Raw genomic sequence first — 12424 nt, 5'->3', positions numbered from 1 at the left:
GGAAACACCGGCGTCGGGGATCATGGGTGCGTGCGGGTGCTGGTGGTCGAGGACGAACCGTTGCTGGCGGCAGCCATCGCGGAGTGGCTGCGCGACGACTCGCATGCCGTCGACGTGACCGGCGACGGTGGTGCCGCGCTCGAACGGTTGGCCGTGAACGAGTACGACGTACTGGTGCTGGACCGCGACATTCCCGTCGTCCACGGGGACGAGGTGTGCCGGCAGCTCGTGCAATCCGCGTCGGCCACGCGGGTGCTGATGCTGACCGCCGCGGCCGCCGTCACAGATCGGGTGGAGGGGCTTGGATTGGGCGCGGACGACTATCTGACCAAGCCGTTCGCCTTCACCGAACTGGCCGCCAGGGTGCTGGCGCTGGGGCGGCGGAGCCGGCCGGCCGATCCGCCGGTACTGCGGCGTGCGGGAGTCACTCTGGACCCGGCCAGGCACGAGGTGTTCCGGGACGGCCGGTACGTGCCGCTGTCGAAGAAGGAGTTCGCCGTACTCGCGGAACTCCTCCGAGCGGACGGTGCGACCGTGTCCGCCGAACAACTGCTGGAGAAGGCATGGGACGAGCACGTGGATCCGTTCACCGGAGCGGTTCGGCTGACCATCCTGAAGCTGCGCCGGAAGCTGGGGGAGCCGGCACTGGTGGAGACCGTCACCGGAGTCGGCTACCGCATCCCCTGAGGCGACTGAGTCTGCGGGGCCGCCTGACACTGCTGTACGGCGGCCTGTTCCTGGTCGCGGGTGTGCTGCTGCTCGGGGTGACCTACGTGCTGTTCAGCCAGAACTTCGCCGGGCAGTACCGGGTGCTGATCCAGGGCACCTACCTCCGGCCACCGGCCGCGACGTCCTCCACCGTGCCGGCGCCACGGCCCGACCAGCTGTTCGTGCTGAACAAGGAGGGCGACGTACTCACCGGCACGGACGCCGAACGGGTCATCAAGGCGCAGCGCGAGGAGGTCAGGCAGGCCGCGATCGAGTCGCTGCTCACCCAGGGCAGCATCGCCCTGGTCGTGGTCGGCGCCCTGGCCGCTGGCCTCGGCTGGCTGGTCGCCGGAAGGGTCCTGACGCCGCTGCACCGCGTCACCGACACCGCCCGCCGGATCGCCGCCGCACCCGCGGCCGGACACGGACTGCACGAACGGATCGCGCTTCGCGGTCCGGACGACGAGGTGAAGGACCTGGCCGACGCCTTCGACACCATGGTCGAGCGGCTGGACCACTCGTTCGACGGTCAGCGGCGGTTCGTCGCCAACGCCTCCCACGAGTTGCGTACGCCGCTCACCGTCGGCCGTGCCCTGGTCGAGGTCGCGATGCACCGGCGTACCGCGTCCGCCGATGTGAAGGAACTCGGCGAGAGCCTGCTGACGATCAACGCGCGGCACGAGCAACTGATCGACGGCCTGCTGATCCTCGCCGACTCCGAGAAGCAACTGACCACGGTCTACCCGGTCAACCTCGGCGACATCGTCAACCACGTCGCCGGCCAACGCTCTGCCGAAGCCGCGGCCGCGGACGTCGAACTGATGCACGGACCGGGCGAGGCCCCGACCCGCGGTGACGCCCTCCTGCTCGAGCGGCTCGTCCACAACCTGGTGGAGAACGGGATCCGTCACAACCTCCCTGCGCAGGCCGAATCGGGCGAGCGTTGGGTGCGCGTGGTGAGCAAGACCGTCGGTGATCACGTGGAGCTCGTCGTGACCAACACCGGGCCCGACATCCCGCCGTACGAGGTGGAATCCCTCTTCAAACCCTTCTACCGCCTGGGTGCCGAACGCCTGGTCGCCGGCAAGGGCTCCGGCCTCGGCCTGTCTATCGTCCGCTCGGTCGCCGAGGCCCACGGCGGCACTGTCGTGGCAACTCCCCGCCCGACAGGCGGCCTGGAAATCCGCGTCACGCTCCCGGTCCATGCCTTGACTTCGAGCCTGCTCTAGCCGACCTGATGGATCGACGCGGGTGTCGCTGCCTGTCGATCCGGGCTGAGCCTGTTCGTGTAGGGGTGACGGGAACCTACGAGGAGGCCGAGATGAACCAGTACCTGCTCAGCATCTATCAGCCCGATGGGCCGCCGCCGGCGCCGGAGGTTCTGGAGCCGATCATGCGGGAGCTGGGGGCTTTGAACGAGGAGATGCAGGCTGCGGGGGTTTGGGTGTTTGCGGCGGGGTTGCATCCGCCGGAGACTGCGACTGTGCTGAAGGTGTCCGGTGACGACGTACTCGTGACCGATGGGCCGTTCACCGAGGGGAAAGAGCACTTGGGTGGGTTCACCGTGATCCAGGTCGAGGACCTGGATGCGGCGTTGGGGTGGGCGCGGCGGCTGGCTCGCGTGTTGAGTCCGTTGTCGATCGAGGTGCGGCCCTTTGCCGGCTGACACCGAACCCCGACGACCCGACGCCACGCCTGAGCGGATTGCGGGTGTGTTCAGGGCTGAGCATGGGCGGGCGGTTGCGGTACTGGCCCGGGTGTTCGGGGATCTGGGGATCGCGGAGGACGCCGTCCAGGATGCGTTCGCGGCGGCCGTGGAGAAGTGGGCGGACAGCGGCGTACCGCCTGCTCCGGCCGGGTGGATCATCACGACCGCGCGGAACCGGGCGATCGACCGGCTGCGGCGGGAGTCGGTGCGCGACGACAAGCATGCGCAGGCGGCGTTGCTGCATGCGCAGGACGAACCGGTGGAGGAGGGCGTTGTGCACGACGACCGCCTCCGGCTGATCTTCACCTGCTGCCACCCGGCGCTCGCGCTGAACGTGCGGGTCGCGTTGACACTGCGCATGCTCGGCGGGCTCACCACAGCCGAGATCGCCCGGGCGTTCCTGGTGCCGGAGCCGACGATGGCGCAGCGCCTGGTCCGTGCCAAGGCGAAGATCCGCGCGGCCGGCATCCCGTACCGCGTCCCGTACGAGGCCGACCTGCCCGAGCGCGTCCGCGGTGTGCTCGCCGTCGTCTACCTGATCTTCAACGAGGGGTACGCCGCTTCGTCCGGCGAGACTCTCGTCCGCGACGAACTGTCCGCGGAGGCGATCCGGCTCGGCCGCGTACTGGTCGACCTGATGCCCGACGAGCCCGAGGCCGTCGGCCTACTCGCGCTGATGCTCCTCCAGCAATCCCGCCGTTCGGCGCGGGTGGGGTCGGACGGTTCGATGGTTCTGCTGGCCGACCAGGATCACGACCGCTGGGACCGCGAGCTGATCGCCGAAGGTCAGGACCTCGTACGCCGCTGCCTGCGCCGGAACCAGCCTGGTCCTTACCAACTGCAAGCCGCCATCAACGCCGTCCACGCCGATGCGCCGACCGCGGACGACACTGACTGGCCGCAGATCCTGCAGCTCTACAACCACCTGCTCACGCTCACCCCGACTCCGGTTGTCGCCCTCAACCGCGCCGTCGCAGTCGCCGAGGTCGAAGGCCCAGACGCCGCGCTAGCCCTGATCGACGACCTCGACCTGAGCTCCTACTACCTCTTCCACGCCATCCGCGCCGACCTCCTCACCCGCCTCGACCGCTCCGACGAGGCCCGCACGGCATACCAGGCCGCCCTCGACCTCACCTCCAACGAGGCCGAGCAGGCGTTCCTCCGCGCCCGCCTCTGATGTCGGTGGGGCCTGGCCGGGTTCCGTGCATGACTGAAGCCCCGGCACTGCACGACTGGCACATCGAGCCCAGGGAGTACGCGCGACAGGAGAGTCGTCGTGGTCGGCGGCATGCGTACGAGAGCTTGGATCCAGCGCGGACCGCGCTGGTCGTCGTCGACATGGTGCCGTTCTTCGTCGACCTCGGCGGCTATCAGCAGGGCATCGTGCCGAACATCGCTCGGCTCGCCGACGTCCTGCGGTCTGCCGGTGGGACTGTCGCGTGGGTGGTGCCCGGGTTCAGCGAGCCGACCGCGGTGACGGTCGAGTTCCTTGGAGCTGAGGTGGCCAAGCTGTTCAGTGAGTCCGGTGGGACCGGTCCGGTGCGCGAGCGGGTCTGGCACGAGTTCGAGATCCACGAGGCGGACCTGCTGGTGGAGAAGACCGCGACGAGTGCGTTCTTCCCTGGGCGTTGCGACCTGCACGGGCTGCTCTCCGAGCGCGGCATCGACACGGTCCTGATCACCGGCACCGTGGCCAACGTCTGCTGCGAGTCCTCCGCCCGGGACGCGAGCACCCTCGACTACCGCGTCGTCATGGTCGCCGACGCCAACGCCGCCCGCCGCGACCAAGACCTCAACGCCACCCTCCACACCGTCTACCGAACCTTCGGCGACGTCCGCCCGACCTCAGAACTCCTCGCACTCCTCGACCCTGAAGTGCGGTGACCGCTAGCGGAGGCGGTACTTGCGCTTCTCACGCTGGTTGTGGGTGTCGCGGCGGCGGCTGGCCGGCCGGGTGATCCGGATCGCGAGGGCGCCGAGGGCTCCGACGATCGCACCGAACACGGCCGCAACAGGACTCATGAAGATCGCGGAGTCGGTCCACTCGTAGTGATCAGGCCCAGTCGCAAACCACGAGAACGCCACATTGGCGAACACCATCGCCAAAGCACCGACCACCGCGCCGGCCAGAACCTGAGAGCGCCCCATCTCACGAGCGTAAGTACGCCGCCGAATTCCGGAAACTGCACCGGGCGCGCCGCGCTGGGTGCACCGGCGGATTCAGTAGGGTCCGGGGGGTGCGGGGATTTGAGGTGGTGTGTGAGGTGGAGCCGCCGACGCGGCCGGATCTGAAGCGGGTTCGGCATCAGATCGGGGTGATGAGTCCGATCGCGGATGCGTTTCTGATCCCGGACAACCACATCGGCCGGGCGACCGTGTCGAGTGTGGCGGTGGCGAACGAGGTACAGGCGATGGGGTCGCGTGGGATCGCCTGCCTGAACTCGCGGGACCGGAACCTGCTCGGTTTCCGCCGGGACCTGCTGACTGCGGCGGCGTACGGCGTCGAGCAGTTCCTGTTCGTGCACGGGGACGACCCGGCCGAGGGTGCGCGGACCAGCCAGTTGACGGTTCGCACCATGATCGAGCAGGCGCGCGAGACGTCGTACCCGGGCTGCAATCCGTTCCAGGTCGGGGCGGCGACGCGGCTGCGGGCGGTGCCGCGGTGGAAGGCCGAGGCGGACTTCCTGTACGTCCAGGTCAGCTACGACCTCGACGAACTCCTCCGCTGGCGGGAGAGCGTCAGCCTCGACATCCCCGTGTACGCCGGAGTCATGGTGCTGGCCAGCGCGAAGATGGCCCACAACCTGGCCGCACTTCCGCAACTCACCATCCCCGAAACGCTGATCGAGGCGGTCGAGCGGGACCGGGACGCCGGCGTCGACCACGCCTGCGAACTGATCCTGAGCATCCGCGACAGCGGCGCCTTCGATGGCGTACACCTCATCCCCGTCAGTCGCTACCGCCAGGTCGCGGCCCGTCTCGAGCGCGAGCTCTGACCGCCGGGTCGGCGCCGGATCGGGCCGGAACCGACTAGTCTCCTGCTAGTAACGGAGCTACGGACGGAGGAGGAGGCGTGGGTGTTCCTGGCAAGGGGTTGATCGAGGGGCTGAAGATCACCGCGAAGACGCTGGCCCGCCGGTCCGTCACCGAGCAGTACCCGGATGTCCAGCCGGAACTGCCGCCGCGCAGTCGCGGGGTGATCGCGCTGCTGGAGGAGAACTGCACCTCCTGCATGCTGTGCGCCCGCGAGTGCCCGAGCTGGTGCATCTACATCGACTCGCACACCGAGACCGCACCGTCGGTCGGTGAGCAGGCCCGGGAGCGCAGCCGGAACGTGCTGGACCGGTTCGCGATCGACTTCAGCCTGTGCATGTACTGCGGGATCTGCATCGAGGCCTGCCCGTTCGACGCGCTGTTCTGGTCGCCCGAGTTCGAGTACGCCGAGACCGATATCCGCAACCTGACCCACGAGAAGGAGCGGCTCCGCGACTGGATGTGGACGGTCCCCGCGCCGCAGCCGATCGACCCGGGCCCCACTGTCACTCCCGCGCCGGAGGACGACGCGTGACGACTGCCCTCTTCAGCGTCGCCGGAGCAGTCGCACTCATTGCCTCCGTCTTCGTCGTCACCTCGCGCCGGATCGTGCACGCCGCCCTCTGGCTGGTCGTCGCCCTCGGCGCGATCGCCGGCTGCTTCGGCGCCCTGCATGCCGAGTTCGTCGCCCTGGTCCAGATCCTGGTGTACGTCGGGGCGATCGTCGTACTCGTGCTGTTCGCCCTGATGCTGACCCGGGCACCGACGAATCCGCTGCCCGCGCTGACCACCGGCCGCAGCCCGTTCGCCGCCGTGGTCGCCGGCGTCCTGGCGGTGCTGCTCGGCGCCGGTGTCGTGATTGCCTTTGGCAACGAGAAGATCGACCCGGTGCCGGCCGGATCCGCCACCGACGTGGGCACGGCGATCTTCAGGACCTGGGTGCTCCCGTTCGAGGTGCTGTCGGTTCTGTTGCTGGCGGCCCTGATCGGTGCGATCGCCCTGTCTCAGCGCAAGAAGGCGAAGGAGGACTGACGTGCCGCTGATCCTCCCGCTGCTGCTCGCCGTCGTCCTGTTCTGCATCGGGGTGTACGGCGTCCTGGCCCGGCGCAACGCGATCACCATGCTGATGTCGTTCGAACTGATGCTCAACGCGGTGAACCTGAACCTCATCGCCTTCGATGCCTGGCGCATCGACGGCCTGGCGACCGGCCAGACGCTGGCGGTCTTCGTGATCACGCTGGCCGCGGCCGAGATCGGCCTCGGGCTCGCGATCGTCCTGCTGCTGTTCCGCGGCCACGGCCACGTGGACGCCGACGCGGCCCGCGACCTGGCCGAGCAGGACCCGCGGGAGGAGCTGCAGGAGAAGGGTGCGGCGACGTGATCGCAACCGCCTGGCGGGTGGCCGGTGTCGGCTTCTCCCTGCTCGTCGTCCTGGCCGCCTGCCTGCTGTACGGCGTCTCGCCGGACCAGGTCGCTTTCCTGAATTCGTCCGTCGGCGACCTCACCATCGGCTTCGCCGTCCGCACCGACGACCTGACCGTGCTGATGCTCGCGGTCGTCGGCGTGATCGCGACCTGCGTCCAGGTGTACTCACTCGGCTACCTGCAGCAGCGCCCCGCGTCGTACCACGCGCTCGTCACGCTGTTCACCGCAGCGATGGTGACCGTCGTCATCTCGGACAGCCTGTTCCTGCTGCTGATCGGGTGGGAGGTGATGGGCGCCTGCTCGTACCTGCTGATCGGTCACTACTGGGAGCGTCGCGACGCCCGCTCCGGCGCGGTCAAGGCGTTCCTGATGACCCGGCTCGGCGACGTCGGGTTCCTGTTCGGCATCTTCGTCATCGGCCTCGGCGCCGGCACGTTCCGGATCTCCGAGCTCGACCCGGCGGCGATGTCACCCGGCGTACTGACCACCGGGACCCTGCTGCTCCTCGTCGGCGTGGTCGGCAAGTCGGCCCAGGTCCCGTTGCAGACCTGGCTTCCGGACGCGATGCCTGGCCCGAGCCCGGTCAGCGCCCTGATTCACGCGGCCACGATGGTTGCCGCCGGCGTCTTCCTGATCGCCCGCCTGTACGACGTGTTCGTGGCCTCCGAGACGACCATGACCGTGCTGGCCGTGGTGGCCTGCGTGACCATGCTGTTCGCCGCACTCTGTGCGATGGCCGCCGTCGAGGTGAAGCGGGTGCTCGCCTGGTCGACCGTGAGCCAACTGGCGATCATGTTCTCTGCTCTCTCCCTGGGTACGGCGGACGGCCGGCATGCGGCGTTGTTCCACCTGGTCACGCACGCGGCGTTCAAGGGGCTGCTGTTCCTCTGCGCCGGTGTGCTGCTGCATCAGGTTGGCAGCGCGGCGTTCGTGGTGCTCCGCCGCTACACCCGGCGCGGCCGGCTGCGGAAGGCGCTGCGAGTCACCTTCGTGACGATGACGATCGGCCTCGCCTCGTTGGCCGGCGTACCGGGGTTCGCGGGGTTCTTCTCCAAGGACGCGGTGATCGAGGCGGCCTGGCATCACGCGCGGGACAGTTCGGTCGTTGGATGGATCGTGCTGGTATCGGTGTGTCTGACTGCGGCGTTCACGGCGTTCTACTGCATGCGGATGTGGCTGTGGGTGTTCTTCCGGACGCCGGCGCTCGCCGGGGCGCTCGGCGCCTTCGAGGACGAGAACGCGACGGCCGACCTCGACGAGCCCGACACCTCCAAGCTGCGCGACGCCCCCTGGGTGATGCTCGCGCCGCTGGTCCTGCTCGCAGTGGCCTCGATCGTGCTCGGGTACGTCGACGGCGTCCACCTCAACTGGGGCATTGGTGCGGTGTCGACCGTGCTCGTGCTGCTCGGCGCGTTGCCGGCGTACTCCTTGTGGTCGCGCGGCGCGGATCCGCGGCCGGTCGTGCTCGAGCGTGAGTTCGGCGTCGACCCGGCCTACCACGGGATGTTCGTCGTGCCGGTGCGGTGGCTGGCGAAGCTGACGGTCGCGGGGGATCGCGACGTGATCGGGGCTTACGTGCGGGCGGCCGGGCGTGCGGGGACGCTGGCGTCGCAAGGGTTCCGGCGGCTACAGACCGGGAACGTGCAGACCTATCTGACCGCGGCTGTGGTCGGTGTGGTCGCGCTGGCGGTGCTCGCTGGGGTGATCAGTTCATGAGCGCGATCCTGCTGGGGATCCTGGCCCTGCCCATTCTCGCGGCGCTCGCGTTGTGGGCGGTCCCGGCGTCGATCGGTGACCGGCTCGCGGCGATGTACGGCTCGGTGATCTCGGGGCTCGTGCTGATCGGGTCGCTGTTGCTCTGGCCGCGGAGCGGAGGCTGGTTCGCCTACGTAGGTTCGCAGGACCAGGTGCTGCGGGAGGACGGCCGACCGTTGCAGGCCGTGACGGACGTGCCGTGGGTCCCTGCGCTCGGCGTCCGGTTCCACGTCGCGGTGGACTCGATCTCGATGCCGCTGATCGTGCTGACCGCGCTGCTGACCTTCCTGTGCTGCCTGTACTCGTTGAAGATCACGCCGCGGATCGGCCGGACCCGGTCGCTGATCGCCCTGCTGCTGGTGATCGAGGCCGGCGTGATCGGCGCCTTCTCGGCGATGGACCTGGTGCTGTTCTTCGTCTGCTTCGAGATCGTGCTGATCCCGATGTGGCTGGTCATCGACATCTGGGGTGACGACCACGACCCGGCCGGCCGGAAGGCGGCCGCGAACACGTTCGTGCTGATGACGGTGCTCGGGTCGGCGCTGATGCTGCTCGGGTTCCTGCTGGTGTACCGGCAGGCGGGGACGTTCGACCTCGTCCGGTTGACCAACTCCCCGGTGCTCGGCGGACACGGCGTCCCGTTGGCCGCGGCGCTCCTGATCGCGGTCGGCCTGGCGGTGAAGGTGCCGCTGTGGCCGCTGCACATCTGGCTGCCGGACGCGCACGCGAAGGCGCCGACGGTCGGGTCGGTCCTGCTGGCGGGCGTCCTGCTGAAGCTGGGGACGTACGGCCTGATCCGGATTCTGGTCCCGGTGCTGCCGGACGCCACCGTGACTATCGCGCCGTACCTGGCCGGCTTCGCGACGGTGGCGATCATCGCCGGGTCGCTGGCGTGCCTGGCGCAGACCGACGTGAAGCGGCTGATCGCGTACTCGAGCGTCGGGCACATGGGGTTCATCGTGCTCGGCATCTTCACGCTGTCGCAGGCCGGTCTGCACGGCGCGCTGTTCGCGAACATCGCGCACGGGATCATCACCGGTCTGCTGTTCTTCCTGGCGGGTGCGATCAAGGACCGGCACGACACCAGCGACCTGCGCGCGCTCGGCCGCGCGCTCTACGCCCGGCTGCCGAGGATCGGTGGGTTGCTCACGTTCGCCTGCCTGGCGTCGCTCGGGTTGCCCGGGCTGGCCGGGTTCTGGGGCGAGATGCTGGTCCTGCTCGGCGCCTACCGCCCGGCCGATTCGTTGCCTCGGACAACCTACTTGGTCTTCATGGTGATCGCGGGCCTGGGCACGGTCCTGACCGCGGCGTACTTCCTGCGACTGGTACGCAACCTGTGCCAGGGTGACCCGGCCGAGAATCCGGCGTCGGCGTTCGCGGTCGACCTGAGCCGGATCGAGCTGATCACCTGGGCGCCGCTGATCACACTGACCGTGCTGCTCGGCGTCTGGCCTGGGCTCCTTCTGCACCAGTGGGGGACCCTGTGACCCTGACCTGGACCGATTGGCAGGCCATCGCCGTACCGCTCGTGCTCGCGGTCGGCGCTGTCGCCGTACTGCTGATCGACAGCTTCTGGCGCAGCGCATCGGCGCAGCTGCGGCACACGGTGGTCACGCTGCTGACGGTGGCCGTGATCTTGTTCGGGCTGGTGTTCGTCTGGGCCCAGCGGGACGACTTCAAGCCCGCGTTCTGCCGTCCCGCGGTGGAAGGGCCGGCCGAGTGCAGTCTGGTGTTCGAGCCGTTGACCGCCGGGTTGTGGGCGGTGTTGCTGATCGGCGCACTCGGCGTCGTCGGACTGTCGGCGTACCGGCTGCTGTCGGCGGACATCCCGGTCGGTGAGTACCACTTCCTGCTGCTGAGCGCGCTGGTCGGCGCGACCGTCCTCGCCGGTGCGCGCGACCTCGCCACGGTGGTGATCGGGCTCGAGGTCGTGTCGCTGCCGAGCTTCGCGATGGTCGCCCTGCGCCGGGACAGACGTGGATCCGAGGGTGCGCTGAAGGCGTTCCTGGTGTCAGTGCTCTCGACCGCGGTGATGCTGTTCGGCATCTCCTATCTGTACGGCGTGACCGGATCGCTGTACCTGTCCACCATCGCCAACCGGTTGTCCGGCCTCGATCCGGAGCTGCGCCGGGTCGCGTTCGCGGCGGGGCTGTTCGTGATCGTCGGGTTCGGGTTCAAGATCGCGGCGGTGCCGTTCCACGGCTGGTTGCCCGACACGTACGTCGGTGCGCCGGTCGAGGTGACCGCCTTCCTCGCCGTGGTGTCCAAGTCGGCTGGTGTGGCCGGTCTGCTCGTGCTGGTGACGTCCGGGGTCGCGCCGAGCGGGTCGGAGTTGCGGACGGTGGTCGCGATCCTGGCTGCGCTGACGATGACTGTCGGCAACCTGGCCGCGCTGCGTCAGCAGGAGGCGGTGCGGCTGCTCGCGTGGTCGTCGATCGGTCAGGTCGGCTTCCTCCTCGCGCCGCTCGCGGTCGGCGACGCCCAGGCGGTCGTCGGGTACCTGGCGGCGTACGTGGTCGTCACGGTCGGGGCGTTCGGAGCCGTCGCGGTCGTCCAGCGGCATCGGCCAGGTGGGCTGCTGACCGACTACCGCGGCATGGTGCGCTCCGAGCCGGGTCTGGCCGGCGCTTTGATCTTCTTCCTGGTCGTGTTGGCCGGTCTGCCACCGGGCCTGGCCGGTCTGTTCACGAAGTTCGCCGCCTTCCAGGCGGTCATCGACGCGCACCTCGGCTGGCTCGCGATCGTGATGGCGGTCAACGTGATGATCGGCCTGGCCGTCTACCTCCGCTGGGTCGCGGAACTCTTCCGCCTGCCCGCCGACGACCCCTTCTCGGTCGACATCGAGTCCCCGGCCGTCGCCATGATCTCCCTCTGCGCCGCGACCGCTGCAGTCCTCTCCATCCTCCCGAGCACCCTCTTCTCCCTAGCCATCTGACCCCTTCCTGCCAGCCAGGAAGTCCTCGTACTGCGACCAGACGCGGCGCCAGAGTTGGTCGCGGTCGGCGTGGGTGTAGTGGGGGAGCGGGAGGAGGAACACGTCCGCGAGTACGGCGAAGTAGTCGGTCGGGTTCTCGATGACGGTGGTGTCGATCCGGTCGGCGTACGTCTCGGACAGGCCGACAGAGCGCAGTACGACTACTGACGACGGCTTCCGGCGGAACGCGGAGGCCAACCGGCGGAACGCGGAGTCCGGGTTGGTCGACAGGTTCGCGTGCTGGGCGGCGAAGGCGTCCAGGCCGACCGCGGCGGACTCGAAGTCCATGCCGATCAGGTTGGCCCGTGGGTCATGGTCCAGCCGCCAGCCATCGACCTTCCCGGATCGGCGCAACCGCAGCTGGAACGGCTCCTGGTACGCGCTGCCCTCCTCGAGTGGCAGCGGATGCACCAGTGCCTCACCGAGACCGGTATCGACCATCCAGACCTGGTCCGGATCCTCGACCAGCCCGCTCACCGTGAGCACCATGTGGCTGGCGTCGACGTCGCCCGCGCGGGTCGGAGTCTCCGCGCCACCACGGTGCATCCGCACGTGGTACCCGAGCTCGGTGAGCAAGAGGGCCATGGTTCCGTTCAGCTGAAAGCAGTACCCACCGGCCTCCCGCGCGATGATTCGCTTCGCCGACTCCTCAGGCTCCAACGGTCCGCCCGGGGCCAGCTGGAACTGCACGGACTCGTACGGCACCTGGCCGACGAACGCCTCGTGCAGCTGCGACAAACCTTCCAGCCGCGGCGGTCCGTCGTACGCGCCGAGCCCGATTCGCTGGAGGAACGCCCGGGTGTCCATCCGCATAGGCTAGC

13 protein-coding genes and 1 pseudogene are annotated in these 12424 nt (G+C 69.0%); 12 read left to right on the top strand and 2 right to left on the bottom strand.

The features are described 5' to 3' along the window. Positions 1-30: 30 nt before the first annotated feature. The 5 genes from ACGFH6_RS04880 (at position 31) to ACGFH6_RS04860 (ending at position 4300) form a co-directional block, all read left to right on the top strand. Positions 31-687, top strand: a complete 657-nt coding sequence (locus ACGFH6_RS04880; protein ID WP_393380535.1) for a response regulator transcription factor — start codon at positions 31-33, stop codon at positions 685-687. Between the two features lie 62 nt (positions 688-749). Next, positions 750-1937: a sensor histidine kinase gene (locus ACGFH6_RS04875; protein ID WP_393380533.1), complete on the top strand. Its 1188-nt coding sequence runs from the start codon at positions 750-752 to the stop codon at positions 1935-1937. A gap of 92 nt (positions 1938-2029) precedes the next feature. Then, a complete protein-coding gene (locus tag ACGFH6_RS04870) occupies positions 2030-2374 on the top strand; it encodes a YciI family protein (protein ID WP_393380531.1) in 345 nt (114 codons plus the stop codon). Between the two features lie 46 nt (positions 2375-2420). Next, positions 2421-3593, top strand: a complete 1173-nt coding sequence (locus tag ACGFH6_RS04865; protein WP_393380530.1) for an RNA polymerase sigma factor — start codon at positions 2421-2423, stop codon at positions 3591-3593. A gap of 29 nt (positions 3594-3622) precedes the next feature. Next, positions 3623-4300 (top strand): isochorismatase family protein, encoded by a 678-nt coding sequence (locus ACGFH6_RS04860; protein WP_393380528.1) that lies wholly within the window; start codon positions 3623-3625, stop codon positions 4298-4300. 3 nt (positions 4301-4303) lie between these two features. On the opposite strand, the gene ACGFH6_RS04855 is transcribed toward ACGFH6_RS04860, so the two are convergent. Further along, on the bottom strand, positions 4304-4564 hold the full coding sequence (locus tag ACGFH6_RS04855; protein WP_393380527.1) for a hypothetical protein: 261 nt from the start codon (positions 4562-4564) through the stop codon (positions 4304-4306). Positions 4565-4653: 89 nt separating this feature from the next. Here ACGFH6_RS04855 and ACGFH6_RS04850 point away from each other — a divergent pair, with 89 nt between their 5' ends. From ACGFH6_RS04850 to ACGFH6_RS04820, 7 genes and pseudogenes are all read left to right on the top strand, one after another. After that, entirely contained in the window at positions 4654-5412 is a 759-nt protein-coding gene (locus ACGFH6_RS04850; RefSeq protein WP_393380526.1) for a methylenetetrahydrofolate reductase, read from the top strand. A 200-nt stretch (positions 5413-5612) separates the two neighbouring features. Further along, positions 5613-5840 (top strand): annotated as a pseudogene (locus ACGFH6_RS04845) (4Fe-4S binding protein); the annotation flags it as partial. A gap of 140 nt (positions 5841-5980) precedes the next feature. Then, positions 5981-6481 (top strand): NADH-quinone oxidoreductase subunit J, encoded by a 501-nt coding sequence (locus ACGFH6_RS04840; protein ID WP_393380524.1) that lies wholly within the window; start codon positions 5981-5983, stop codon positions 6479-6481. Between the two features lies 1 nt (position 6482). After that, positions 6483-6830 (top strand): NADH-quinone oxidoreductase subunit NuoK, encoded by a 348-nt coding sequence (gene nuoK / locus ACGFH6_RS04835; protein ID WP_393380522.1) that lies wholly within the window; start codon positions 6483-6485, stop codon positions 6828-6830. Next, on the top strand, positions 6827-8590 hold the full coding sequence (locus tag ACGFH6_RS04830; RefSeq protein ID WP_393380520.1) for an NADH-quinone oxidoreductase subunit L: 1764 nt from the start codon (positions 6827-6829) through the stop codon (positions 8588-8590). Before nuoK ends, ACGFH6_RS04830 begins: the two co-directional genes overlap by 4 nt. Further along, the gene (locus ACGFH6_RS04825) at positions 8587-10116 is read left to right on the top strand and encodes a NuoM family protein (protein ID WP_393380518.1); all 1530 of its coding nucleotides are present in this window, start codon (positions 8587-8589) and stop codon (positions 10114-10116) included. The genes ACGFH6_RS04830 and ACGFH6_RS04825 overlap by 4 nt, the downstream gene beginning before the upstream one ends. Further along, complete coding sequence (locus ACGFH6_RS04820; RefSeq protein ID WP_393380517.1) at positions 10113-11564, top strand: NADH-quinone oxidoreductase subunit N; 1452 nt, start codon at positions 10113-10115, stop codon at positions 11562-11564. Before ACGFH6_RS04825 ends, ACGFH6_RS04820 begins: the two co-directional genes overlap by 4 nt. On the opposite strand, the gene ACGFH6_RS04815 is transcribed toward ACGFH6_RS04820, so the two are convergent. Then, positions 11553-12410, bottom strand: a complete 858-nt coding sequence (locus ACGFH6_RS04815) for an arylamine N-acetyltransferase (RefSeq protein ID WP_393380515.1) — start codon at positions 12408-12410, stop codon at positions 11553-11555. The two genes, ACGFH6_RS04820 and ACGFH6_RS04815, sit on opposite strands and share 12 nt — an antisense overlap. Between the last annotated feature and the right edge of the window lie 14 nt (positions 12411-12424).

This window comes from Kribbella sp. NPDC049227 (genome assembly GCF_043197265.1).
Classification (GTDB): domain Bacteria; phylum Actinomycetota; class Actinomycetes; order Propionibacteriales; family Kribbellaceae; genus Kribbella.
Note: the sequence above shows the minus strand (reverse complement) of the source record. Positions and strands in the feature narration are given on the sequence as shown.

Bases quoted from the DNA above. Each gene is read 5' to 3' on its own strand.
- ACGFH6_RS04870 (WP_393380531.1), top strand. From the start codon at position 2,030: ATGAACCAGTACCTGCTCAGCATCTATCAGCCCGATGGGCCGCCGCCG.
- ACGFH6_RS04855 (WP_393380527.1), bottom strand. From the start codon at position 4,564: ATGGGGCGCTCTCAGGTTCTGGCCGGCGCGGTGGTCGGTGCTTTGGCG.
- ACGFH6_RS04860 (WP_393380528.1), top strand. From the start codon at position 3,623: ATGACTGAAGCCCCGGCACTGCACGACTGGCACATCGAGCCCAGGGAG.
- ACGFH6_RS04825 (WP_393380518.1), top strand. From the start codon at position 8,587: ATGAGCGCGATCCTGCTGGGGATCCTGGCCCTGCCCATTCTCGCGGCG.
- ACGFH6_RS04815 (WP_393380515.1), bottom strand. From the start codon at position 12,410: ATGGACACCCGGGCGTTCCTCCAGCGAATCGGGCTCGGCGCGTACGAC.